The following is a 26,029-nucleotide window of genomic DNA, read 5'->3' on the forward strand; positions in this document are numbered from 1 at the left end:
AAGTCAACTGAGATGTTGAGGCACAATAAAAGGGGGAAACAACATTGGTAAATAAAAAATTCGGGTTTGTTTCAATTATGATGGCAAGTGCATTGGCTCTAACAGCGTGCGGCAGTTCTGATAGCGAATCGTCAGGTGGAGAATCGGATGAAAATTTTGTGCTTCAAGCAGGACATTCATTACCTGATGATCACCCGTACCATATAGCGCTACAAGAAATGGCAGATGCTGTTGATGAACGAACAGATGGACAAGTAACAATTGAAATTTTTGCTAACAGTGAACTTGGGGCAGAGCGTGAATTGACAGAAGGTATGGGACTTGGCACCGTTGATTTGGTGGTTTCTTCAACGGCACCTGTTACGAACTTTGTACCGGAATTAGGCGTTTTAGACGTACCGTTTCTTTTTAAAGACCGTGAATCAGCTGTAGAAATTCTAGAGGGTGATATCGGCGATGAGTTATTCACCAAAATGGAAGACAACGGCATTATCGGTTTGTCTTGGGGAGAAAATGGTTACCGACATATTACCAATGCAATCCGTCCAATCGAAACACCTGAAGATTTAAAAGGCTTGAAAATTAGAACGCAAGAAAATGAAATTCATTTAGCTGCATTTGAAGCATTAGGCGCACAACCAACTCCAATGGCTTGGACTGAAGCAATTACTGCTTTGCAACAAGGTGTAGTAGATGCACAAGAAAATCCAGCGATCGTTGCGGACCAATTTAGTTTATATGATGCAAATCAAAAGTACATGAGTTTAACAGGACACGTTTATTCTGTAGCCATCTATATGCTTAGCCAAAAAACTTACGATGAATTGCCAGAAGAACTGCGCGATATCGTTGTAGAAGAAGGACAAAAAGCAGGCGCAAGAGAACGTGAGTTAATCGTTGAAATGGAGAAAGAATCGCTTCAAACATTGAAAGATCAAGGAATGGAAATTATTGAAGATGTCGATACAGCTCCTTTCCAAGAAGCAGTTCTACCAGTATATGACACAATCGAACACCAAGACCTATTAAACGAAATTTTAGACGCGCAGAAATAAAATAATACATTAATTCAAAAAAGAGAGAATCCATTCTCTCTTTTTTATATCGGGGGCAAGAAAATGAATAAATTAATAGGCTATATGAATTTTGGTATTAAGCATGTATTAAATCTTATTATGGCATTGCTTGTTACCGTGGTGTTTCTTCAAGTGATTTTCCGTTTTATTTTGAATTCTCCATTAGCTTGGACGGAGGAATTGGCAAGGTACAGTTTAATTTGGCTGACGTTTTTAGGCGCTGCTTATGCGATGTCTTCAAAAGCACATATCGGAATGGAGTTTTTTGTAAAATTATTTGCGGTTCCTGTCCGCAAGGCGCTTTATAGTGTTGCGACATTTGCAAGTCTGCTTTTTTTCTTGTTGATGGTAATTGAGGGATATGATCTTGCAATGCAAGGAATGTCTCAAACTTCCCCAGTTTTACGGATTCCGATGGGCGTCATTTATATGGTAATTCCCGTGAGTGGGGCAATTTTAATTATTAATATGGCCTCGCAATTTTCCAAAGACTTTAAAAGCGGGGGTGTCTGAAGATGGCATTGGTATTATTTCTTTTATTGATGGCTTTATTTTTGATTAATGTACCGATTGCTGTTGGCCTGGGACTTGCTTCGACGCTCGTTTTCTTCATTGACGGTAATGTTTCATTAATTGTTATTATTCAGCGAATGTTTAACTCGGTTGACTCTTTTCCGCTTATGGCGATTCCCTTTTTCATCTTGGCAGGCAAGTTGATGGAAAGTGGTGGGATTTCCCGCCGACTCATTCACTTGGCGAATGTCATTTTTGGACGTGTTAAAGGAGGACTCGGAATTGTATCAATCGTTGCGTGTGCCTTTTTTGCAGCGATTTCGGGTTCTGCAGCTGCAACAACAGCCGCGGTGGGGGCATTAATGATCCCGGCCATGGTGAATAAAGGCTACGACAAAAGCTTTGCGACAGCTATTCAAGCGGCTGGTGGAACCATCGGAATTATGATTCCTCCTAGTGTACCTTTAGTACTTTACGGAGTGGCAGCAGGGGTTTCTGTTAGTGAATTGTTTATCGCAGGAATTGTTCCAGGATTGTTTGTTATGGTTTCACTTATTTTACTTGTTTACCTAATTTCCTTAAAAGAAGGCTATGGCGGTGGAGAAAAATTTGGCTTGAAAGATTTCTTTAAAGCCTTTCTCGACGCATTCCTCGCTTTAATGATGCCAGTAATTATTTTAGGTGGAATTTATGGAGGGATTTTCACTCCAACAGAAGCTGCGGTTGTCGCGGTAGTATATGGCTTGTTTGTCGGTATATTTATATATCGTGAAATTAAATTGACCGACTTGGCAAGGATTTTCTCTTCTTCTGTTGTTGTGACTTCGGTCATTATGTTTATTATTGCCGGTGCCTCTGTATTTGGTTACTACTTAACGCGTCAGCGAATTCCAGCCGAATTGACGGAATTGATGCTCAGTGTGACGGATAACTGGATTATTGCCTTACTAATTCTGAACTTGTTATTGCTGATTTGTGGAGTGTTCCTTGAAACTTCAGCAGCCATCATTATTTTAACGCCGATTCTTGTGCCAATTGCCAATGCACTTGGTATTGATTTAGTGCATTTCGGTATTATTATGATCGTAAACTTAGGAATCGGATTTATCACGCCTCCAGTTGGAGTCAATTTATTTGTGGCTGCAAATATTGCTGGGACTAAATTTGAAAGTTTGTTAAAAGCAATTGTGCCATTTATTTTAGTAATGATTGTCGATGTCTTGATCATTTCGTTTATTCCGGCAATCACGTTATTCCTAATTGGTGACTAAACTATTGGAGGGGAATTTATGACAGCTTATAAAATAGCGGTACTACCTGGAGATGGAATAGGGCCCGACGTTACGAAAGAAGCAGTAAAAGTGCTAGAAGTGTTAAAAAAGCAAGACCCAACATTCGACATCGTGTTTGAACAATTTGAATGGGGCAGTGAATATTATTTAGCTCACGGACATATTATGCCTGAGGATGGCTTGGATCAATTGAAAAATTTTGATGCGATTTTATTTGGAGCGGTAGGTGACAAACGCGTACCAGATGAAGTAACAATTTGGGAACTGATTATGCCGATTCGTAAAAACTTTCAACAATACGTCAATATGCGGCCGATTAAGCGATTGGCTGGTATTGAATCTCCTTTGAAAAACGAGCAACCAATAGACTTTATGGTATTCCGTGAAAATGCAGAAGGTGAGTATTCGAATATCGGCGGACGTTTGTATCAGCAACATTCGCAAGAAATGGCGATTCAAAATACGGTCATTACAAAACAAGGCGTCGAACGGATTGCCAAATATGCGTTTGAGTACGCGCAAAAAAACAACAAATCAAAAGTGACGAGTGCAACAAAATCCAATGCCATTATTCATTCGATGAAGTTATGGGACGAAGTTGTTGAATTGGTCGCGAAAGATTACGGAGACATTGAACTAGAAAGTAATTTCATCGATGCTTTGGCTGCATATTTTGTTTTGCGCCCTGAATCGTTTGAAGTGGTAATTGCTTCTAATTTATTCGGAGATATTTTAACGGATCTTGGAGCCGCTTTAGTAGGTGGATTGGGCGTTTCGCCATCGGGAAATATCAACCCAGAAGGCAATTTTCCTTCTATGTTTGAAGCGATTCACGGTTCAGCGCCGGACATCGCAGGAAAAGGAATTGCCAACCCGATTGCTCAAATTTGGTCAGCTGCATTAATGTTGAATCATTTAGGTCGTGAAGATCTTTCGACTGCTATTGTCGACGCGATTGAACAAGTAATTCAAGAAGGAAACGTATTGACGCCAGATTTAGGTGGCACTTCCACTACACAAGAAGTAGGTTCAGCTATTGCTGAGAAAGTCTTGAAGTTGGTGGAAAACTAGGAGGGAAATTAATGGGGTTAGACAATAAAGTAGCGATTGTAACAGGTGCAAGCGGTGGAATGGGTAAAGAGGTTGTTGAGCAATTTTTAAAACAAGGATCGAATGTCGCGGCTATTGATCTTCATGTCGATAGTCTACAAGAGTTAGAAAAGCAATACCCAAAGCAACTACTCGTTCTTCAAGGCAATTTAACGGAAGAACAAAGTGTAGAAGTGGCTATTAAGAAAACGGCAGACAAGTTTGGTCGCATTGATGTATTAGCGAATGTCGCTGGAATTGCACAAGCAGCAACAGATATTGAAAAGGTAACTCTCAAAGACTGGGAGCGTATTATGGCGATCAATTCCACCGCTGTATTTTTAACATCTCGTGCAGTTGTTCCGTATATGAAACAACAGAATTGTGGATCAATTATTAATATAGCCTCTGTTTCTGTTGACCGCCCACGCCCGGGATTAAATGCGTATGTGGCTTCAAAAGGCGCAACAATTTCATTGACGAAAGCTTTAGCTATTGAATTAGCTCCTTATAACATTCGAGTTAATGCGATAAATCCAGGCCCTGCGGATACGAAAATGTTAGGTGAATTTACCGCATCTGGTGTTGATGAAGGACAAACGAAAGAAAATATATTCCGTAAAAGTGTTCCATTAGGTGAATTGATTACACCGGAAGCGATTGCTAATTGTGTCTTATACCTCAGCTCAGATTTAGCGAAAATGATGACAGGTAGCATTGTGAATGTTGACGGAGGACGTGGAATTTAATTGGGGAGTGAAACAGATCAGTGAAAAAACAACAAATGTATATAAACGGAAAATGGATAGATAGCATTGGCAACGAGAAAATTGAAACCAAAAATCCAGCAACTGGAGAAATATTGGCAGAAGTTCCGAGAGGGAAAAAAGAAGACGTTGACGCTGCAGTAAAAGCTGCTCGTGCAACATTTGAGTCAGAAGAATGGCAGTCTTTCCCGCCGATTGAACGAGGAAGAATATTACATAAAATAGCCGCAGCGCTACGCACAGATGCAGAAGAAATTGCGTTGTTAGAAACCCTTGATACAGGAAAACCATTAACGCAAGCGCGTAAAGATGTGGAAGCATCTGCCTTGTATTTTGAATATTACGCAGGAATGGCGGATAAAATTTTTGGTGAAACGATACCAGTTCAACCTGGAATTCTCGATTATACATTACGTGAACCAGTTGGCGTAACAGCTCATATTGTGCCGTGGAATTATCCATTGCAAATCATTTCACGCTCAACTGCAGCTGCGATTGCAACTGGTAATACTGTTGTTGCAAAACCCGCAGAAGATACACCGCTGACGGCGATTAAATTAGCAGAGATATTTGATGCGACCCACTTGCCAAAAGGTGTCTTTAACTTGGTGACGGGTTATGGTTTTGAAGCGGGAGCAGCAATATCTGAACATCCAGATGTTGATCATATTACTTTTACGGGCTCTGTTCAAACCGGTTCTGCTGTAATGATGGGTGCTGCAAAAAACGTTAAGCCGGTAACGCTTGAGCTTGGTGGGAAATCGCCGAACCTGGTCTTTGAAGATTGTGATCAAGAAGAAGCGGTTGAGTGGGTTGTGCGTTCGATTATACAAAATGCCGGACAAACTTGTTCAGCAGGATCTCGTTTATTGGTGCAGCAGTCTATAAAAGAAGAATTTTTGGAAAAAGTGGTTGCGAAAATGGAAGAAATTCAAATTGGGAAAGGTGTAAATGATTTAGATTTAGGACCGATTTTAAATGAAAAACAATTTTCACGCATTCTCGAATTCATGGACGTTGCACGGAATGAAGGAGCAAAATTCTTAACAGGTGGCGAGCGTCAAGAAACAGCAGGGCTCGAAAATGGCTACTTTTTCAAACCGACTGTCATTGATGGACTTGCACCAGATAGTTATGTAGCTCAAGAAGAAATTTTTGCGCCAGTCGTTGCTGCGTTTGCATTTGAAACTGAGCAACAAGCAATTGAATTGGCTAATGGAACGGAGTACGGACTGGTAGCTGGCATTTGGACAAAAGATGGGGCGCGTGCACATCGAGTTGCTAGTAAAATTCGTGCCGGTCAAATCTTCATCAATAATTATGGTGCCGGGGGCGGAGTGCAAATGCCATTCGGAGGATTTAAGAAGAGTGGGTTTGGTCGTGAAAAAGGTCTTGAAGCATTGCGCAATTACACGGCTTTAAAAAATGTCGCGTTGAAATACTAATGGTAAAAAAATTGGAAAAGGGATGTCCTCGATTTGAGAACATCCCTTTGTTTGTTTAAGGTAACTATAATTTGTTTTGACTCAATTTTTCAACCCATGTTACTGGGGAATCATTTCCATTGAAAGTGTTACTTTCAGTACCGCGGTCATTGTTCCACTGGGTGCTTTCTAACCTAAGCAACGTAAACCCTACCTTCTTTTACGTCCTTGCGATCCTTAAATCGCTCCAGTGTGAATAAGTATTCTCAAAAACATTATCGTAGAATGCCAGATTATCAAAATTTACCAGTTACCTTTGTGTTAACTAAGCTATCATCTCACGTTCTCTCCTTTATGTCAACCTATAAACTCGGTGAAGAAAAAATAGAGCAAAAGAGTTTATTGTATAGATGAAAAACAGCGGTCGCGCTTATAAAGTTGACTTTTATTTTGGTCTTACCAATATTGGTGTATAATTAGTGGCATTACTGATAGTGGAAGAAGGAGACTCTTTTATGGATAAGCATTATGCGGATGACAGTTTGGCGCTACATACAGATTTATATCAAATCAATATGTCGGAGGCTTATTGGGCAGATGGGATGCACGAACGGAAAGCGATTTTTGAATTGTTTTTCCGTAAATTACCTTTTGGCAATGGCTATGCTTTATTTGCGGGATTAGAACGCGTTTTAGACTACTTGAAAAACTTCAAATTTACGGACAGTGATTTAGCTTATCTTCAAGAACAACTTGGTTATAAAGAAGATTTCATCAACTATTTGCGAACTGTTCGGTTTACAGGGGATGTTTACGCGGTAGCGGAAGGTGAGCTTGTTTTTCAAAACGAAGCATTAATCCGTGTGGAAGCTCCGCTTGTAGAAGCCCAATTAATCGAAACTGCACTTTTGAACATCGTTAATTACCAAACCTTAATCGCTACTAAAGCTAGTCGTATTAAGCAAATTGTAAAAGACGAACGTGTTATGGAATTCGGGACGCGACGTGCTCAAGAAATGGACGCAGCTATTTGGGGATCGCGCGCAGCCTATATTGGTGGACTTGAAGCAACTAGTAATGCACGTGCCGGCAAAAAATTTGGGATTCCTGTAGCTGGAACACATGCGCATTCAATGGTGCAAGCTTATAAAAATGAGTATGACGCATTTCATGCTTATGCAAAACGCCATAAAAACTGTGTCTTTTTGGTAGATACATACGATACATTAAAATCTGGAGTGCCGATTGCGATAAAAGTAGCCCAAGAATTAGGCGATAAAATCAACTTCCAAGGGATTCGACTAGACAGTGGAGATATTGCCTTTCTATCAAAAGAAGCACGAAAAATGTTGGATGCTGCAGGTTTCCCAGATGTAGAAATAGTAGTTTCCAATGATTTAGATGAATACACAATTTTAAACTTGAAAGCCCAAGGAGCTCGCGTCGATGCGTGGGGTATTGGAACAAAGCTAATTACGGCTTACGATCAGCCGGCTTTAGGCGCAGTTTATAAATTGGTGGCAATCGAAAATGACAAAGGCGAACTAGAAGATACCATTAAAATTTCAGGGAATACAGAAAAAGTCACGACACCCGGGCTGAAAAATGTGTACCGAATTATTGATAAAGAAAACGGGAAATCAGAAGGTGATTATATCGCGATGCATGATGAAGATCCTGCTTCACAAGAACGTTTAAAAATGTTCCATCCGGTTCATACCTTTGTATCGAAATTTGTCACGAATTTCGAAGCAGTAAATATCCATCAAAAAGTTGTTGAAAATGGCCAAATTATTTATAAAAACCCAAGTGTCCAAGAAATGCAGAACTACGCCATTCAAAACATGGACTTATTATGGGATGAATACAAACGCTCTTTAAATCCTGAAGAATACCCAGTCGATTTAAGCCAAAAATGCTGGGATAACAAAATGCGCAATATTCAAGAAGTTCGCGATGCCGTTCACGAATTTACTGGAGAATAAGGAGGATTTTAATGTCTACTCTACAACAGCAAATTATTGAAGAGTTAAAAGTAAAGCCTATCATCGAACCTAAAGAAGAAATTGAACAGACAATCCAGTTTTTAAAAGATTACTTAAAGCGCCATTCTTTCCTTAAAGGGTATGTGCTCGGAATTTCAGGTGGCCAAGATTCGACATTGCTTGGCAAGTTGACACAGATGGCAATCGATCAATTAAATGAAGAATCGGGAAGTAACGATTACGGATTTTATGCAGTGCGCTTGCCTTACGGTGTTCAGCTTGATGAGCATGATGCCAAAGATGCTTTGAATTTTATCCAACCGACTAAACTTTATACGGTTAATATAAAAGGGGCTGTTGATGCTAGTGAACTGGCATTAAAAGAAGCTGGTATTCAATTATCCGATTTTGCAAAAGGTAACGAAAAAGCGCGGGAACGGATGAAAGCTCAATATTCGATTGCAGCCATGCATAGTGCGGCCGTACTTGGAACTGATCATGCAGCAGAAGCCATAACGGGTTTTTATACGAAATTCGGTGATGGGGCAGCTGATTTGACACCGTTATTCAGGTTGAATAAGCGCCAAGGAAAAGAAATGTTACAAGAACTTGGTAGCCCAGAGCATCTTTACTTGAAAGTTCCTACAGCAGATTTAGAAGAAGACAAGCCAGCACTTCCTGATGAAGTGGCATTAGGGGTAACTTATAATCAAATCGACGACTATTTAGAAGGTAAGAAAATCCCGGCAGATGCACAGGGGAAAATTGAAGGTCATTATTTAAGAACACAACATAAGCGTCATTTACCTGTTACGGTATTCGACGATTTTTGGAAATAAATCAGTGGAAAAGCAGGAGATCTTAGGAGATTCCTGCTTTTTTATTTTGAATACTTGTTGGAAGGGATTTCTTGTGTAGTTGAGTTATGAGTAGCTTTTCGTTATGATTACGATAAGATTGTGATAATTCAAAAAATTTTCTGCTTTATATTGGAGGAACTTAAAAATGAATGCTAAAGAGCGGTTGGAAAAAGTAATAGATAATATTGAGAAAGTGATTATAGGGAAGCGTGATATTGCAGAACTTTGTATTGTTGCAATGCTGTCTCATGGCCATGTTTTATTAGAAGACGTTCCAGGTGTTGGTAAAACGATGTTGGTTCGCGCTTTAGCAAAATCGGTGGGAGCTGATTTTAAACGGATTCAATTTACACCTGACTTATTGCCATCAGATGTTATTGGTGTGTCTATTTACAATCCGAAAGACATGGAATTCCATTTTCGACCGGGTCCCATTATGGGCAATATTATTTTAGCAGATGAAATAAACCGGACCTCACCGAAAACACAATCCTCTCTTTTAGAAGCAATGGAAGAAGCTTCTGTCACGATTGATGGAGTAACAATGCAAATCCCAAAACCTTTCTTTGTCATGGCTACACAAAATCCAATCGAATATGAAGGTACTTATCCTCTTCCTGAAGCGCAACTTGACCGCTTTTTATTGAAAATTAAAATGGGCTATCCGACATCGAAAGAAGAAATGGAAGTTTTAAACCGTGCGCAAGTTGCAGCACCAATCGAAGAATTAACTTCCGTCATATCACTCGAAGAGCTATTAGAACTTCAGAGTCAAGTGCGGACGATTAAAGTAGATGAAACCATTCAGAGTTATATCGTAGATTTGTCTCGTCAAACTCGTCAAGATGCTTATGTGTATTTGGGGGTAAGTCCACGAGGGTCTATTGCATTGATGAAGGCATCTCAAGCTTATGCTTTATTAAAAGGACGAGATTATGTAACGCCGGACGATGTTCAATATTTAGCGAAATTTGTTTTCGGACATCGTATTATGTTGCGGTCAGAGGCTCGTTACGATGGAATAACGGTAGAAGAAATTACAGAACGCATCTTGGCGAAAACCCATGTACCTGTAAAAAGGCTTGTTGGTAAATGAAGCAACTGAAAAATAATACCATTTTATGGGGGCGCATCATAGTAGTGCTTTTTCTTCTATTTTTAACTTTTTCTTTTGCTATGTTTCAAGGAGGATTTGTTAGCTGGTTTATCTTTTATATGTCTTTACCGTTTATCGTGTATTCCATGCTGTTAGCATTTTATCCTTTACAGAAAATCGAGGTCTCTCGAAAAGTTCATACGACTCAAGTCCGTAAAGGTGGGGACTTTTCAGCGACAGTCACCATTTATCGGAAAAATCCTTTTCCGCTCCTATATACCGTATTAAGTGAACAAACCCATTCTCCATCTTTGAATAAAATCATCGCAAATCTACGCCCGAAAATGATTGTTCCGGGATTCCGGAAATCTTATTCTTGGTCTTATACTCTTGAGAATATGCCTAGGGGAGAGCATGTATTAGAAGGGGTTTACTTAGAAATTTCGGATTTTTTTGGATGGGTAAAAAAAAGTCGGTTACTACCAGTTCAACAAACAATTTTAGTTTATCCAAATACAGTAGAAATTGCATACCGTCCCATAGAATCACGTTATGATCATGGGTCAATGGCTGCTCCTTTTACTTTAGTAAAAGATACAACAATGGCAAGCGGAGTTCGTGATTACCAACCTGGGGACCGAGTGTCATGGATTCACTGGAAATCCTATGCGCGTACGCAAACATTACGCACGAAAGAATTTGAAGATCGGCAGTCCCAAGACCTTTTTTTACTAGACGATCGAAGAGTGTCAGAGAAATTCGAATTGCAAGTAGAGCTAATAGCTTCTATATTGAAATCGGTTGTTCGAGCTAATTCAAGCTTAGCTTATTTATCAATTGGTCAAAAACACAATTATTTTCCGGTCGTTCAAACTGAAGAGCATTTACAGCGGGTTATGTATCATTTAGCGAAAGTGCAAAGCGACTTGGACAAGCCGGTAGACCAAGTGGTTGGACGTGAACTTCAAAAAATGAATACGTCAAGCTTATTATATGTAACGAGTCAACTTTCAATAGAAATGATTCAATCTATTCAAAGAAATGCTAAAAATTTAAGCAATTGCATGTGTTTAGTTGTTACGAGTAAAGGTGAAGCTTTACTTGAAGAAGATGAACAAGTACATCAATTTGCTCGTTCAAAAGGATTTGTTGTAAAACGCGTGAGTCCTGAGAACTTTGCGACTGTGTTTACGGAGGTGAGCCTGCAATGACTTCCATTAGAAAAAACAAGTTTTTTATGGCCATCTTATATATACTAGTTTTCTTTATGTTAGCAGAATGGTTGACGCCAGTTATTGTGTTGACTGAAACAGGTCATCGAGCTTTGTTTTTGATTTTTATTGCAGTTGGATTATTAATGGCCTTTCTGAGAGTTCCTTGGTGGTTTTCAGGGCCTATAAAAGTTTTGTATATTTTATGGTTTGTTGTTTATGTCTATACAGAAAATGTGTTTTTTACAGGAGAAGCTATACAGTTTCTCCAATCTAATTTCAGTATGAATTTTTCAGCTTTGATTAGCCAAAATTGGGAACAAACAACCGACGTTTTCCGAACAATGTTGTTTTTTGTATTGTTATGGATGGCCATTTACTTGATTCATTACTGGGTAAGTTTCAGATCTAGCATTTTTTTGTTCTATGTATTGACGGTAGTTTTTATCGCGGTATTAGATACATTCAGTCCGTATTCAGGAGAAACAGCTATTGTTCGAATCATGATAATTGGTCTTCTTCTGGCAGGGCTATTGTATTTGGTGCGGTGGATGGAAAGGCACCAAATTTCAGAGCACGCCGATAAAGTAGCTTTATTTGCAGTACCCCTTGTTTTAGGGATTGCTGTTTCGACGGCGTTTGCATTATATTTGCCGAAATCAGAACCCATTTGGCCAGACCCAGTACCATTCATAACTTCTTTCTCAGGACAAGGTGGTCCCGGAAGTGGGGGCAATGTAGGGAGAATTGGATACGGAGTAGACGATTCACGTCTAGGAGGTTCGTTTATTGGGGATGATACACCGGTTTTTCGCGCAGATGTATCAACTGGACAATATTGGAAAGTTGAATCGAAAGATACTTATACGACAAAAGGGTGGGAACTGACAGAGAATGTAGGTGAGTCCGTCGTTTACAGAAACAATGAAACTGTAGATACGGAGTTTATCTCAGGAGAAGAAGTGGAGACTACGGTCGTCTCGATGGAACAAGAATTTCCTTTTGTTCTCTATCCTTACGGAACCGAATCTTTTTCGATGGAAGAATCTCCAAATTATCAATATAGCTCAGCAGATCAGCGCTTTGAAACTTACCAAAATGGAGAAGAACTGGAACCTGAAGAGTATGAAGTATCTTTTGGTGAACCTAGTTATAGTTTGAAAACATTGCGAGAAACAAGTGGAGAAGCTTTAGAAGAACTGCCTATTGAGTTTGATCGCTATGTGCAATTGCCGGATGAACTTCCTGAAAGAGTTCGTGACTTAGCTATTGAAATAACCGCAAATAGTGAGACAGTTTATGATCAAGCATTGGCTATTGAGAGTTATTTCAATACCTCTGGATTTACCTATAGTCAAACGGATATTCCAGTTCCTGGAGCGGATCAAGATTATGTAGATCAGTTTTTATTCGAGACCAAGAGAGGGTATTGTGATAATTTTTCGACCTCTATGGTTGTATTATTACGCTCACTTGATATACCAGCTCGTTGGGTTAAAGGATTTAATGAAGGTGAATTAATCGATTCGCAAGGAGAAACTGATGTCTACGAAATAACAAACAATAATGCGCATTCGTGGGTAGAAGCTTATATGCCAGGCGTGGGGTGGATGCTATTTGAACCAACTATTGGTTTTACAGGTTCATCATCTATTGATTTTGATTTGGAGTTAGATCCAACGGACCCGGAGCAACCCGATCCTCAAGAACGTCCAGAAACGCAAGAACCGGAAAATGCAGGTGAAGAAGAAGCGGTGGCAAATTCACAAACTGCTTTTTGGAACCGTCTTACGGATTTCATTTCAACTAATCGTTGGAAACTGATTTGGACAATTATTGCATTGGGTGTTATAGGAACTATTCTTTTCAAAATTCGTCACAGGTGGATGCCGAAATTCCTTATTTCTTATTATCGATTACGTGGTCAAGAATCGGTTCAATTTGAAAAAGCCTACTTAAGGTTACTGAAACAACTAGAATTATACGGCATCAATCGAAAGCCAGGTCAAACACTGAAATCATACGCAGCTTACATTGATTCATTTTTTGGTACACGAGAAATGTCTGAGCTGACTCGTGCGTATGAAAAAATGATTTACGGCGGGGATGACCAATCCATTGACTGGCAAGAGTTGAAGGAAAGTTGGGAAAACTTAATCAATAGAACAAGCGGTTGATTTTACGACTTTTAAAATGTACAATTGATTAAATTATAAATTACAGGTGCCCTCATATATGTCCGGTAATATGGATCGGATGTCTCTACCAAGTCCCCGGAAATGACTTGACTATGAAGGTGGATGACGCACGCTTTTTGACGTGTGCATTCGCCTTTTTGATGTAGAGCAAAAGAACGCGAGGTCCATTTTTCGCGTTCTTTTATTATTTTGAGGCCTGAATCGAATAGAAGAGGTGAAGGTTTTGCCAGTTAGTCCAATGTTAAAAGAGCAGAAAAAAATCGTCGTTTTGGATTTCGGAAGTCAATACAATCAGTTGATTACGCGCCGCATCCGCGAAATTGGTGTATATAGTGAGCTTCACCCGCACACAATCACAGCTGAAGAAATCAAAGAAATGAACGCTACGGGAATTATTTTCTCAGGTGGTCCAAACTCTGTTTACGATGAAAATGCATTTTCAATCGATGATGCCATTTTTGAAATGGGCTTACCGATTTTAGGAATTTGCTATGGCATGCAATTAATGGCGTTGCACTTAAAAGGGAAAGTAGAAAAAGCTCAAAATCGTGAGTACGGAAAAGCGGAATTGAAGCTAACTAAAGAAAGCAAAATCTTTAAAGACCTTCCTGAAGAACAAATCGTTTGGATGAGCCACGGTGATTTAGTTACAGCCGCGCCTCCGGGGTTTGATGTTATCGGAACAAGCGCAAGCTGCCCGATTGCTTCTATGGCAGATGAAAGTCGCGGGTTTTACGGCGTTCAATTTCATCCAGAAGTACGTCATTCGATTTATGGTAATGATTTATTGCGCAAATTCGTTTATGACGTTTGTGGAATGCAAGATGACTGGTCAATGGAAAACTATATTGAATTAGAAATCGAAAAAATCCGTGAAGAAGTTGGCGACAAAAAAGTCCTTTGCGCACTTAGTGGTGGAGTAGATTCTTCAGTCGTTGCAGTATTAATCCATAAAGCAATTGGCGATCAATTGACTTGTATGTTCGTTGATCACGGCCTTCTTCGTAAAGGTGAAGCAGAAAGCGTGATGAAAACTTTTGCTGACGGATTCAACATGAACGTTATCAAAATCGATGCACGCGATCGTTTCATGAGTAAACTTGAAGGTGTTACAGATCCAGAGAAAAAACGTAAAATTATCGGGAACGAATTTATCTATGTATTCGATGATGAAGCTTCAAAACTTGAAGGTATGGACTTCCTAGCACAAGGAACGCTTTACACTGACATCATTGAAAGTGGAACAACAACTGCTCAAACGATTAAATCTCATCACAACGTTGGTGGATTACCGGATGACATGCAGTTTAAATTGATCGAACCGTTAAATACATTATTCAAAGACGAAGTACGTGTTCTTGGTACTGAGCTTGGCATGCCTGAAGAAATCGTTTGGCGTCAGCCGTTCCCAGGTCCAGGGCTTGGTATTCGTATTATGGGAGCAGTAACGGAAGAGAAATTAGAAATCGTCCGTGAATCTGATTGGATTTTGCGCGATGAAATTAGCAAAGCGGGTCTTGATCGTGATATTTGGCAATACTTCACTGTGTTACCGGATCTTCGTAGTGTAGGAGTAATGGGCGATGCCCGTACTTACGATTACGCAATCGGTATTCGTGCAGTAACGTCAATTGACGGTATGACTTCTGACTGGGCTCGTATTCCTTGGGAAGTTCTAGAGAAAATCAGTGTCCGTTTAGTTAACGAAGTTGATAACATCAACCGCGTGCTGTATGACATTACGAGCAAGCCACCAGCAACGATTGAATGGGAATAAAGTTAGAGTGCCGACTACATTAGTCGGCATTTTTCTTTTTCACGAACTTTTTTATGTTATTTATTAAAATTGTTCGTGTTTGCGGTTGTTAATTCATTTTATTTATGATATATTACGTTAGAAATTAAATAAGCTTGTCGTATAATGTCGGGGATATGGCCCGAAAGTTTCTACCGAGTTACCGTAAATAACTCGACTACGATTTTAATCCTGTTCACTTTTGAGCGGGATGCCTTTCATTTTCTAAGTGAAGGGATAAATCGAACGCATACGGCAATCTGCTGTGTGCGTTTTTCTTTTGTAGGATTTATACGCAGGCATTCGGAGGAATCAGCATGAAAAAGTATTTTCAGTTTGAAGAACTAGGAACGAATTACCGCAGAGAAATTATTGGCGGCTTAACAACGTTTCTGGCGATGGCATATATTCTTGTCGTCAACCCGTTAACCTTAACGCTACAATCAGTACCCGATCTTCCAGATTCAATGCGCATGGATTATGGAGCCGTATTTATGGCTACAGCACTAGCAGCTGCAATCGGTTGTTTAGTAATGGGGATTCTCGCGAAATATCCAATTGCGCTTGCTCCAGGTATGGGCTTAAACGCATTCTTCGCTTATACAGTAATATTAACTTACGGAATTCCTTGGCAAACTGCCTTAACAGGTGTTTTATTTTCAGGACTTATTTTTATTCTACTTACGTTAACAGGTCTTCGCGAACTAATTATCAACGCGATTCCTGCTGAATTAAAATATGCAGTGGGAGCCGGGATCGGCCTATTCATTACGTTTATCGGATTGCAAAATGCAAATATCATTGTTGACAATCCTGCTACTTTAGTTGGGTTGGGAGATCTTTCAGACAGTTCAGCGTTGTTAGCAATCTTTGGATTACTCATCACTGTAATCTTTATGGCGCGCGGTATCCAAGGTGGAATTTTCTTTGGGATTTTAATCGCGGCAGTAGTTGGAATGATTTTCGGTGTTGTGAATTTGCCTAGCGCAATTATTGACTTGAATGTTCCAAGCATGGCTCCGACTTTTGGTGTGGCGCTTGAGCCGATCTTTAATGATTTTGGTTCGTTGATAAATATTCAGTTTCTCGTTATTGTGCTAACCTTCCTGTTCGTCGACTTTTTCGACACAGCAGGGACATTAGTGGCTGTAGCCAATCAGGCAGGCTTGATGAAAGACAATAAACTTCCAAGAGCAGGAAAGGCATTATTAGCAGATTCAATTGCTACAGTTAGTGGAGCAATTTTTGGAACGTCAACAACTACTTCGTACATTGAATCAACTGCAGGAGTTGCAGCTGGTGCACGATCTGGATTTGCAGCTGTAGTAACCGGGGTGTTGTTTCTTATTTCAATTTTCTTTTATCCGTTACTTGAAGTAATCACCAGTGCTGTAACGGCTCCGGCTTTAATCATCGTAGGTGTCTTGATGGTTTCAGCGCTAGGGAAAATAGACTGGACGAAATTTGAAGTCGCAGTCCCAGCTTTCCTTACGATGATTGCTATGCCGCTTGGCTATAGTATCGCAACAGGAATTGCGATTGGATTTATCTTCTATCCGATTACAATGCTCGTAGCAGGAAAAGGTAAACAGATTCATCCGATTATGTATGGGTTATTTGTAATCTTTGTTCTTTATTTTGTTTTCTTAGTGTGAAGTAGGAAGTCCGCCAATTTTATTGGTGGACTTTTTCTTTGAGCAAAATGAAAAATGAAATCTGTATCTTATAGAAGGAACTCAAATTTGACAGTGAGCTAACAGAGTAAAGAAAATGAATTTGAGCTTATAAAAATAGGAGGGGTGAGAATGGAACCAGGACTTTGTTATTGAGAAATTTCAATTCCTCAACAACAAAGGAAGAGTTATAAATATAAGGGCAACTCTTCAATGTAAAGAGTGAACTTCCTTACTTATTTGTAACACAATTGTAATCTGAATAATTAGAAAAAACTGTTATAATTAAGTTACGAAAAAACTTCGTTAAAGTGTTGACTCTCTAATATGAGCGTGTTATATTAATTGAGTCGCCAATGAGCGCGACAAACTGAACCTTGAAAACTGAACAGCAAAACGTCAACAAAACGCAACGGTCGCGCAAAACGGCCCGTGCAAAACTTACTGATCAACGCAAGTAGATCAAAGCGAATCGTGCGTCTTCGGACGGCGATACGCCAGCAGTATTGAGCAATCAACACTACTCTATAATGGAGAGTTTGATCCTGGCTCAGGACGAACGCTGGCGGCGTGCCTAATACATGCAAGTCGAGCGGAACCAGAGGAGCTTGCTCCTTCTGGTTTAGCGGCGGACGGGTGAGTAACACGTGGGCAACCTGCCCTGCAGATCGGGATAACTCCGGGAAACCGGTGCTAATACCGAATAGTTTGCGGCCTCTCCTGAGGCTGCACGGAAAGACGGTTTCGGCTGTCACTGCAGGATGGGCCCGCGGCGCATTAGCTAGTTGGTGGGGTAATGGCCTACCAAGGCGACGATGCGTAGCCGACCTGAGAGGGTGATCGGCCACACTGGGACTGAGACACGGCCCAGACTCCTACGGGAGGCAGCAGTAGGGAATCTTCCGCAATGGACGAAAGTCTGACGGAGCAACGCCGCGTGAGTGACGAAGGTTTTCGGATCGTAAAACTCTGTTGTGAGGGAAGAACAAGTACCAACTAACTACTGGTACCTTGACGGTACCTCACCAGAAAGCCACGGCTAACTACGTGCCAGCAGCCGCGGTAATACGTAGGTGGCAAGCGTTGTCCGGAATTATTGGGCGTAAAGCGCGCGCAGGCGGTTCTTTAAGTCTGATGTGAAAGCCCACGGCTCAACCGTGGAGGGTCATTGGAAACTGGAGAACTTGAGTGCAGAAGAGGAAAGTGGAATTCCATGTGTAGCGGTGAAATGCGTAGAGATGTGGAGGAACACCAGTGGCGAAGGCGACTTTCTGGTCTGTAACTGACGCTGAGGCGCGAAAGCGTGGGGAGCAAACAGGATTAGATACCCTGGTAGTCCACGCCGTAAACGATGAGTGCTAAGTGTTAGGGGGTTTCCGCCCCTTAGTGCTGCAGCTAACGCATTAAGCACTCCGCCTGGGGAGTACGGCCGCAAGGCTGAAACTCAAAGGAATTGACGGGGGCCCGCACAAGCGGTGGAGCATGTGGTTTAATTCGAAGCAACGCGAAGAACCTTACCAGGTCTTGACATCCCACTGACCGGTGTAGAGATACACTTTTCCCTTCGGGGACAGTGGTGACAGGTGGTGCATGGTTGTCGTCAGCTCGTGTCGTGAGATGTTGGGTTAAGTCCCGCAACGAGCGCAACCCTTGATCTTAGTTGCCAGCATTCAGTTGGGCACTCTAAGGTGACTGCCGGTGACAAACCGGAGGAAGGTGGGGATGACGTCAAATCATCATGCCCCTTATGACCTGGGCTACACACGTGCTACAATGGACGGTACAAAGGGTTGCCAACCCGCGAGGGGAGCCAATCCCATAAAACCGTTCTCAGTTCGGATTGTAGGCTGCAACTCGCCTGCATGAAGCCGGAATCGCTAGTAATCGTGGATCAGCATGCCACGGTGAATACGTTCCCGGGCCTTGTACACACCGCCCGTCACACCACGAGAGTTTGTAACACCCGAAGTCGGTGAGGTAACCCTTGTGGAGCCAGCCGCCGAAGGTGGGACGGATGATTGGGGTGAAGTCGTAACAAGGTAGCCGTATCGGAAGGTGCGGCTGGATCACCTCCTTTCTAAGGATAAATTCGGAACCGGGCGCCCTAGGCGCTCCGGGGTTGACGTTTTGCGTTCAGTTTTGAAGGTTCACCTTCAGGCGGCAACGCCTTTTTTTGTGACTTTCAAACTTGTTCTTTGAAAACTGGATAAAACGACATTGAAACAATATGCAAGAAATTCAAGTACGCGTGACAATTTTTGTCACAACTTTTTAATTAACCATTGGTTAAGTTAGAAAGGGCGCACGGTGGATGCCTTGGCACTAGGAGCCGAAGAAGGACGGCACTAACACCGATATGCTTCGGGGAGCTGTAAGTGAGCTGTGATCCGGAGATTTCCGAATGGGGGAACCCACTACTTTTAATCGAGTAGTATCCATGTGTGAATCTATAGCACATGAGAAGGCAGACCCAGGGAACTGAAACATCTAAGTACCTGGAGGAAGAGAAAGCAAATGCGATTCCCTGAGTAGCGGCGAGCGAAACGGGATCAGCCCAAACCAAGAGGCTTGCCTCTTGGGGTTGTAGGACACTCTATACGGAGTTACAAAAGGTAGGATTAGGCGAAGCGACCTGGAACGGTCCGCCGCAGCGGGTAACAGCCCCGTAGCCGAAAACCTTACCCCTCCAGAGTGGATCCTGAGTACGGCGGAACACGTGAAATTCCGTCGGAATCTGGGAGGACCATCTCCCAAGGCTAAATACTTCCTAGTGACCGATAGTGAACCAGTACCGTGAGGGAAAGGTGAAAAGCACCCCGGAAGGGGAGTGAAATAGATCCTGAAACCGTGTGCCTACAAGTAGTCAAAGCCCGTTAATGGGTGATGGCGTGCCTTTTGTAGAATGAACCGGCGAGTTACGATTACATGCAAGGTTAAGCTGAGAAGGCGGAGCCGCAGCGAAAGCGAGTCTGAATAGGGCGCCAGAGTATGTAGTTGTAGACCCGAAACCAGGTGATCTACCCATGTCCAGGGTGAAGGTAAGGTAACACTTACTGGAGGCCCGAACCCACGCACGTTGAAAAGTGCGGGGATGAGGTGTGGGTAGCGGAGAAATTCCAATCGAACCTGGAGATAGCTGGTTCTCTCCGAAATAGCTTTAGGGCTAGCCTCAAGATAGAGAATCCTGGAGGTAGAGCACTGTTTGGACTAGGGGCCCATCCCGGGTTACCGAATTCAGACAAACTCCGAATGCCAGTGATTTATGCTTGGGAGTCAGACTGCGAGTGATAAGATCCGTAGTCAAGAGGGAAACAGCCCAGACCACCAGCTAAGGTCCCCAAATATCCGTTAAGTGGAAAAGGATGTGGCGTTGCTTAGACAACCAGGATGTTGGCTTAGAAGCAGCCATCATTTAAAGAGTGCGTAATAGCTCACTGGTCGAGTGACACTGCGCCGAAAATGTACCGGGGCTAAACGGATTACCGAAGCTGTGGATGGATCTCGTAAGAGATCCGTGGTAGGAGAGCGTTCTAAGGGCGTTGAAGTCAGACCGGAAGGACTGGTGGAGCGCTTAGAAGTGAGAATGCCGGTATGAGTAACGAAAGACGGGTGAGAATCCCGTCCACCGAATGCCTAAGGTTTCCTGAGGAAGGCTCGTCCGCTCAGGGTTAGTCGGGACCTAAGTCGAGGCCGATAGGCGTAGACGATGGACAACAGGTTGATATTCCTGTACCACCTCCCCGCCGTTTGAGCAATGGGGGGACGCAGAAGGATAAGGAGAGCGTGCCGTTGGTTGTGCACGTCCAAGCAGTGAGGCGTGGAATGAGGCAAATCCCATTCCTGATACGTTGAGCTGTGATGGCAAGAGGGTTTACCCTTAGAGTCCCTGATTTCACACTGCCAAGAAAAGCCTCTAGCGAGGCGGGAGGTGCCCGTACCGCAAACCGACACAGGTAGGCGAGAAGAGAATTCTAAGGTGAGCGAGTGAACTCTCGTTAAGGAACTCGGCAAAATGACCCCGTAACTTCGGGAGAAGGGGTGCTCTGGTAGGGTGTATAGCCCGAGAGAGCCGCAGTGAATAGGCCCAGGCGACTGTTTAGCAAAAACACAGGTCTCTGCAAAACCGTAAGGTGACGTATAGGGGCTGACGCCTGCCCGGTGCTGGAAGGTTAAGAGGAGTGCTTAGCGCAAGCGAAGGTGCGAATTGAAGCCCCAGTAAACGGCGGCCGTAACTATAACGGTCCTAAGGTAGCGAAATTCCTTGTCGGGTAAGTTCCGACCCGCACGAAAGGCGTAACGATCTGGGCACTGTCTCAACGAGAGACTCGGTGAAATTATAGTACCTGTGAAGATGCAGGTTACCCGCGACAGGACGGAAAGACCCCGTGGAGCTTTACTGTAGCCTGATATTGAATTTTGGTGCAACTTGTACAGGATAGGTAGGAGCCTTAGATTCCGGAGCGCCAGCTTCGGAGGAGGCGTCAGTGGGATACTACCCTGGTTGTATTGAAATTCTAACCCACAAGCCTGATCGGCTTGGGAGACAGTGTCAGGCGGGCAGTTTGACTGGGGCGGTCGCCTCCTAAAGAGTAACGGAGGCGCCCAAAGGTTCCCTCAGAATGGTTGGAAATCATTCGAAAGTGTAAAGGCAGAAGGAGCTTGACTGCGAGACGTACATGTCGAGCAGGGTCGAAAGACGGGCTTAGTGATCCGGTGGTTCCGCATGGAAGGGCCATCGCTCAACGGATAAAAGCTACCCCGGGGATAACAGGCTTATCTCCCCCAGAGTCCACATCGACGGGGAGGTTTGGCACCTCGATGTCGGCTCATCGCATCCTGGGCTGTAGTCGGTCCCAAGGGTTGGGCTGTTCGCCCATTAAAGCGGTACGCGAGCTGGGTTCAGAACGTCGTGAGACAGTTCGGTCCCTATCCGTCGCGGGCGCAGGAAATTTGAGAGGAGCTGTCCTTAGTACGAGAGGACCGGGATGGACACACCGCTGGTGTACCAGTTGTTCTGCCAAGGGCATCGCTGGGTAGCTATGTGTGGCCGGGATAAGTGCTGAAAGCATCTAAGCACGAAGCCCCCCTCAAGATGAGATTTCCCATTGCGCAAGCAAGTAAGATCCCTCAAAGACGATGAGGTAGATAGGTTCGAGGTGGAAGCGTGGCGACATGTGCAGCTGACGAATACTAATCGATCGAGGACTTAACCAACACAATGTACGCGAAGACTTGCACGTTCCAATGTCGTTTATCCAGTTTTGAAAGAACAAGAAAAACTAAATAGTCCAGTGATGATGGCAAAGAGGCCACACCCGTTCCCATCCCGAACACGGCAGTTAAGCTCTTTTGCGCCGATGGTAGTTGGGGTTTCCCCCTGTGAGAGTAGGACGTCGCTGGTCTGTTTTATTTTTTTTGGTCCCGTGGTGTAGCGGTTAACATGCCTGCCTGTCACGCAGGAGATCGCCGGTTCGATCCCGGTCGGGACCGTAATTTTGATGATGAACACAGCGATCATGCTGTGTTCATTTTTTTGTTGAAAAGACATTAACTCTTATGGGAAAAACGATATATTTTGATTTACGACAGCTATTTCGCTAAACTATGTAAAGACTCAATAGAGGTGACATGATCAATGACATATACAAAAAAGCTGAATTCGCCAGAAGAAACCGAAAGTTTTGCAATTGACCTTGCAGAACGATTAGAACCCGGAGATTTGCTAACGCTTGAAGGAGATTTGGGTGCTGGAAAAACAACCTTCACGAAAGGCCTAGCTAAGGGTCTTGGGATTCAACGTATGGTAAACAGTCCAACTTTTACCATCTTAAAACAATACTCAGGACGTTTAGAGTTAAATCATTTTGATGTCTATCGTCTTGAGAATAGCGATGAAGATATCGGCTTTGACGAATTTTTCAATAGCGAAGCGGTGTCAGTTGTAGAATGGGCAAGATTCATTGAAGAATATTTGCCAAAAGAACGCTTAGAAATCACCATCAACCGACAATCTGAACAGGGACGAAAGATGACCTTAAATCCAATTGGCAGACGGTATGAAAATCTTGCAGGGAGCTAAACTTATGATCTATCTTGGAATTGATACCTCAAATTCTCCTTTGTCTCTCGCATTAATCGAAGACGGAAGAGTTTTAATAGAAGAAACATCTAATTTAAAAATCAACCATTCGTTAACAGCTATGCCTGCAATTGAAGAAATGATGAAAAAGGCAAAAATTACACCTGCTGAATTGACGCATATTGCAGTAGCTGAAGGTCCGGGTTCTTACACGGGTGTACGTATTGGCCTAACCATTGCAAAAACATTGGCTTGGTCATTAAAAATCCCTCTACACCTTGTTTCTAGTTTAAAGGTGCTTGCAGCAAATGAGCAGGGGTTTGAAGGACTAGTTTGTCCCATAATGGATGCTCGCCGTGGAACAGCTTTTATTGGCTTGTATGAAGGTGTGGGGTTAGTGCCTGTTTTTGCTGATCAGCATAGCGACGTAAAAGAATTCTTGCTCAAAATTAAAGATCTCCATCGACCTGTGCTGTTTACCGGAGTAGACGCTAAATTGCACGAAGAACTTATTACAGAAGTGTTTGGTGAACAGGCACAATGGAGTGGAATTTCAAACAGGTTGCCACGCGCATCAAATCTGATTATGTTGGCTCAAAAATCTGAGGAAAGCGCAGTTCACCACGCGGTTCCTGAGTATCGCCGCATCACAGAAGCAGAAGCAAACTACAATAAAGCTCAAGAAGGCAAAAATGTATGAGTGAAATTGTAAATTATAGAAAAATGACTGTCGAAGATATAGATGTGGTTTATGAAATTGAAAAATTGTCTTTTACACTGCCTTGGACTAAAGATGCTTTTTATAATGAAATGAATATTAATGAGCATGCGTATGTAATTGCTGAAACGGATGAAGGTATTGTTGGTATTGTGGAATGTGGCTCGTAATGGATGAAGCACATGTTACCAATATCGCTATTCACCCTGACCATCGTGGCAAAAAACTAGGCGGCGGTTTGATGGAAGCGGCAATTGAGACAGCGAAAGCGCAAGGTGCCGTGTTAATGACATTAGAAGCACGAGTCAGCAATACAGTAGCTCAAAATCTTTACCGGAAATTAGGATTTAAAAATGGTGGCATTCGTAAGCGGTATTATACGGATAATTACGAAGATGCCATAGTTATGTGGGTGAAATTCGATGAATAAAGACATTTATATATTGGGAATTGAAACAAGTTGTGACGAAACAGCGGCTTCTGTTGTTAAAAATGGAACTGAAATTATCTCAAATGTTGTAGCTTCTCAAATAGAGAGCCATAAACGTTTTGGCGGCGTTGTACCTGAGATCGCTTCAAGACATCACGTTGAACAAATCACTTTGGTCATTGAAGAGGCTTTACGCTTGGCACAACTAGAACCGCATCAATTAGCTGCAGTTGCAGTAACAGAAGGACCCGGATTAGTGGGTGCTTTATTGATCGGTGTCAACGCTGCTAAAGCTTTTGCTTTTGCTCACCAACTACCTTTAGTAGGGGTACACCATATTGCAGGTCATATATATGCCAACCGTTTAGAACAGGAAATGGAATTTCCTCTTCTTGCTTTAGTTATTTCGGGTGGTCATACGGAGCTAATTTATATGAAAGAACATGGTGACTTTACCGTTATTGGAGAAACACGCGACGATGCAGCTGGAGAAGCTTATGATAAAGTGGCACGAACATTAAATCTTCCTTATCCTGGTGGACCTCATATTGATCGTTTGGCGCATGCTAGCGAAGAAGCCATAACGTTTCCAAGGATTTGGCTCGAAGAAGGATCTTATGATTTTAGTTTTAGTGGATTAAAATCGTCGGTCTTAAATTATATGCATAATGCAGCGCAGCGCGGAGAGACTGTAGCACCTGAACATGTTGCGGCTGGTTTCCAAAATAGTGTAGTAGAAGTGGTAACGGGTAAAACAGTTCGTGCAGCCAAAGAATATAACGTTCGTCAAGTGATTGCAGCAGGTGGCGTTGCAGCGAATAAAGGATTGAGAAAATCATTGGAATCTGTATTCCAAGAAAAAGAAATTCCTTTCTATATTCCTTCATTGCCATTATGTACGGATAACGCAGCTATGATTGCAGCAGCAGGAACTGTTATGTACGAAAAAGGACTTTTTGGTACAATGGCGATGAATGGGCGACCAGGTATGCCATTAACATCATGGATTTAATAAAAGCAAGTAATTTCATCATTTCAGAGAACTGGAATGTGTGAAATTACTTGCTTTTTTTTACCATAAAATTCAGACTTTTATACGTATGATGATAATTGTTCTGTCAATAGAGAACATTTGTACTTATGCACAATTTGTTAATAAACTGTTTGTAACTAGAGGATAAAGGGGATATTCTACATATTGTGTACATCAAAGTGGAAAACTCTGTGGATAACATTTAAGTTACCTGTGAATAATGTGCAAAAGTCTGTTGACAGTTGATAAGACAATATCGATAATGTGGAAAAATCTGTGGAAATAAATATTTCACAAATAGCTATTGACCTATATATAGTAATAAAAAACCGGCTATGCTATAGCCGGTTTTAATTAAATATTTTCAATTTTTTCCTGAATTTCAAGCCATTGCGTCATAACTTCTTCATGAGCCGATTTAAGTTTTTCTAACTCATTTTGAAGTGGCAGCACCCGTTCATGATCTTGGAAGATTTCAGGTTTGCATAGTTGTTCTTCGATATCAGTAATTTGTAAATCTAATTTTTCCATCGTTTGTTCAATCTCTTCAGATTGTCGAACCAATTGGCGTTCGAGTTTTTTCGCTTCTTTGTCTATCTGCGAAGTGGAGGCAGCAACTGGCGCTTTTACTTCAGTGACCGAACCGGCTTCATCAAGTGCTTTTAGTTCAGCAATTTCGAGTTTTTTCTCAACGTAATAATCGTAGTCACCCAAGTATTCGGTCGTGCCATCTTGCGTAAGTTCGCTGACCTTTGTGGCAATGCGGTTCATAAAGTAACGGTCATGCGAA

17 protein-coding genes, 1 tRNA gene, 3 rRNA genes, 1 pseudogene and 2 riboswitches are annotated in these 26,029 nt (G+C 42.2%); of the genes and pseudogenes, 21 read left to right on the forward strand and 1 reads right to left on the reverse strand.

From position 1 onward, the window contains the following. The first annotated feature begins 77 nt into the window (after window positions 1-77). From BBI08_RS04225 to tsaD, 21 genes and pseudogenes are all read left to right on the forward strand, one after another. Window positions 78-1,055: a TRAP transporter substrate-binding protein gene (locus BBI08_RS04225; RefSeq protein ID WP_008496736.1), complete on the forward strand. Its 978-nt coding sequence runs from the start codon at window positions 78-80 to the stop codon at window positions 1,053-1,055. Between the two features lie 63 nt (window positions 1,056-1,118). After that, window positions 1,119-1,589 (forward strand): TRAP transporter small permease, encoded by a 471-nt coding sequence (locus BBI08_RS04230; RefSeq protein ID WP_008496737.1) that lies wholly within the window; start codon window positions 1,119-1,121, stop codon window positions 1,587-1,589. Window positions 1,590-1,591: 2 nt separating this feature from the next. Further along, window positions 1,592-2,860, forward strand: coding sequence for a TRAP transporter large permease (locus tag BBI08_RS04235; RefSeq protein ID WP_008496738.1), 1,269 nt, complete (start codon window positions 1,592-1,594; stop codon window positions 2,858-2,860). An 18-nt stretch (window positions 2,861-2,878) separates the two neighbouring features. Continuing rightward, on the forward strand, window positions 2,879-3,952 hold the full coding sequence (locus tag BBI08_RS04240) for a tartrate dehydrogenase (protein ID WP_008496740.1): 1,074 nt from the start codon (window positions 2,879-2,881) through the stop codon (window positions 3,950-3,952). Window positions 3,953-3,963: 11 nt separating this feature from the next. Beyond that, window positions 3,964-4,719 carry an SDR family NAD(P)-dependent oxidoreductase gene (locus tag BBI08_RS04245; protein WP_008496741.1) on the forward strand — a complete coding sequence of 252 codons (756 nt, stop codon included), beginning with the start codon at window positions 3,964-3,966 and terminating at the stop codon, window positions 4,717-4,719. Between the two features lie 20 nt (window positions 4,720-4,739). Then, a complete protein-coding gene (locus BBI08_RS04250) occupies window positions 4,740-6,182 on the forward strand; it encodes an aldehyde dehydrogenase family protein (protein WP_065528529.1) in 1,443 nt (480 codons plus the stop codon). A 494-nt stretch (window positions 6,183-6,676) separates the two neighbouring features. Beyond that, the gene (locus tag BBI08_RS04255; protein WP_008496744.1) at window positions 6,677-8,146 is read left to right on the forward strand and encodes a nicotinate phosphoribosyltransferase; all 1,470 of its coding nucleotides are present in this window, start codon (window positions 6,677-6,679) and stop codon (window positions 8,144-8,146) included. A gap of 11 nt (window positions 8,147-8,157) precedes the next feature. Continuing rightward, window positions 8,158-8,985 carry an ammonia-dependent NAD(+) synthetase gene (nadE, locus tag BBI08_RS04260; RefSeq protein WP_008496745.1) on the forward strand — a complete coding sequence of 276 codons (828 nt, stop codon included), beginning with the start codon at window positions 8,158-8,160 and terminating at the stop codon, window positions 8,983-8,985. 166 nt (window positions 8,986-9,151) lie between these two features. Continuing rightward, window positions 9,152-10,102, forward strand: a complete 951-nt coding sequence (locus BBI08_RS04265) for an AAA family ATPase (protein WP_008496746.1) — start codon at window positions 9,152-9,154, stop codon at window positions 10,100-10,102. Further along, window positions 10,099-11,313, forward strand: coding sequence for a DUF58 domain-containing protein (locus tag BBI08_RS04270; protein WP_065528530.1), 1,215 nt, complete (start codon window positions 10,099-10,101; stop codon window positions 11,311-11,313). Before BBI08_RS04265 ends, BBI08_RS04270 begins: the two co-directional genes overlap by 4 nt. After that, window positions 11,310-13,490, forward strand: a complete 2,181-nt coding sequence (locus BBI08_RS04275; RefSeq protein ID WP_065527779.1) for a DUF4129 domain-containing transglutaminase family protein — start codon at window positions 11,310-11,312, stop codon at window positions 13,488-13,490. Before BBI08_RS04270 ends, BBI08_RS04275 begins: the two co-directional genes overlap by 4 nt. 32 nt (window positions 13,491-13,522) lie before the next feature. Next, window positions 13,523-13,624, forward strand: a riboswitch (purine riboswitch). 125 nt (window positions 13,625-13,749) lie between these two features. After that, a complete protein-coding gene (gene guaA, locus BBI08_RS04280; RefSeq protein ID WP_065528533.1) occupies window positions 13,750-15,288 on the forward strand; it encodes a glutamine-hydrolyzing GMP synthase in 1,539 nt (512 codons plus the stop codon). Between the two features lie 117 nt (window positions 15,289-15,405). Further along, window positions 15,406-15,507, forward strand: a riboswitch (purine riboswitch). Window positions 15,508-15,623: 116 nt separating this feature from the next. Beyond that, the gene (locus BBI08_RS04285) at window positions 15,624-16,961 is read left to right on the forward strand and encodes an NCS2 family permease (RefSeq protein WP_008496749.1); all 1,338 of its coding nucleotides are present in this window, start codon (window positions 15,624-15,626) and stop codon (window positions 16,959-16,961) included. Between the two features lie 545 nt (window positions 16,962-17,506). Then, a 16S ribosomal RNA gene (locus BBI08_RS04290) occupies window positions 17,507-19,056 on the forward strand. A gap of 207 nt (window positions 19,057-19,263) precedes the next feature. Then, window positions 19,264-22,193: ribosomal RNA gene (locus tag BBI08_RS04295) — 23S ribosomal RNA — on the forward strand. 73 nt (window positions 22,194-22,266) lie between these two features. Beyond that, window positions 22,267-22,381: ribosomal RNA gene (rrf, locus tag BBI08_RS04300) — 5S ribosomal RNA — on the forward strand. The 16S, 23S and 5S rRNA genes sit together here with 1 tRNA gene alongside, the layout of an rRNA operon. Window positions 22,382-22,396: 15 nt before the next feature. Next, window positions 22,397-22,469 (forward strand) — tRNA-Asp (locus BBI08_RS04305). 145 nt (window positions 22,470-22,614) lie between these two features. Beyond that, entirely contained in the window at window positions 22,615-23,058 is a 444-nt protein-coding gene (gene tsaE, locus BBI08_RS04310) for a tRNA (adenosine(37)-N6)-threonylcarbamoyltransferase complex ATPase subunit type 1 TsaE (RefSeq protein ID WP_156874338.1), read from the forward strand. 4 nt (window positions 23,059-23,062) lie between these two features. Next, a complete protein-coding gene (tsaB, locus tag BBI08_RS04315; RefSeq protein WP_008497396.1) occupies window positions 23,063-23,758 on the forward strand; it encodes a tRNA (adenosine(37)-N6)-threonylcarbamoyltransferase complex dimerization subunit type 1 TsaB in 696 nt (231 codons plus the stop codon). Further along, window positions 23,755-24,206, forward strand: a pseudogene (rimI, locus tag BBI08_RS04320) (ribosomal protein S18-alanine N-acetyltransferase). The gene tsaB and the pseudogene rimI overlap by 4 nt, the downstream one beginning before the upstream one ends. Then, window positions 24,199-25,218: a tRNA (adenosine(37)-N6)-threonylcarbamoyltransferase complex transferase subunit TsaD gene (tsaD, locus tag BBI08_RS04325; protein ID WP_008497394.1), complete on the forward strand. Its 1,020-nt coding sequence runs from the start codon at window positions 24,199-24,201 to the stop codon at window positions 25,216-25,218. Before rimI ends, tsaD begins: the two are co-directional and overlap by 8 nt. A 375-nt stretch (window positions 25,219-25,593) precedes the next feature. On the opposite strand, the gene BBI08_RS04330 is transcribed toward tsaD, so the two are convergent. Beyond that, on the reverse strand, window positions 25,594-26,010 hold the full coding sequence (locus BBI08_RS04330) for an ABC transporter C-terminal domain-containing protein (RefSeq protein ID WP_237146572.1): 417 nt from the start codon (window positions 26,008-26,010) through the stop codon (window positions 25,594-25,596). Window positions 26,011-26,029: the final 19 nt, after the last annotated feature.

Source organism: Planococcus halocryophilus, assembly GCF_001687585.2.
GTDB lineage: Bacteria > Bacillota > Bacilli > Bacillales_A > Planococcaceae > Planococcus > Planococcus halocryophilus.